The 267-nt window shown below is 60.3% G+C and carries 1 protein-coding gene; it reads right to left on the minus strand.

All coding sequences use genetic code 11. The features are described from left to right. Nucleotides 1-267 (minus strand): AMP-binding protein (locus HFE01_RS26725; RefSeq protein WP_167442929.1); only part of this gene is annotated, 267 nt, incomplete at both ends.

Raw genomic sequence — 267 nt, forward strand, 5'->3', positions numbered from 1 at the left:
CGCCGTCAAATCCGGGCGGTTCAAGTACCCGCGCGCCACTCCGACTCCGCCGATAACCAGCTCGCCCAACACCCCGACTGGCACCGGATTCAGATGCGCATCCACGATGTAGAATTTCGCATTCAGCCACGCTTTGCCGATCGGCACATTGCCTGTTTGCGGCAGCTTCGCCAGCTCCTCGTCGTAGAAACTGGAGTCGATCGCCGCTTCCGTCACGCCGTATGCGTTGATGATCCGGAACAACGAGCCGAAGCGTTCCTGCAAGGT

Origin of the sequence: Paenibacillus sp. EKM10P (assembly GCF_011800655.1) — a bacterium.
GTDB lineage: Bacteria > Bacillota > Bacilli > Paenibacillales > Paenibacillaceae > Paenibacillus > Paenibacillus polymyxa.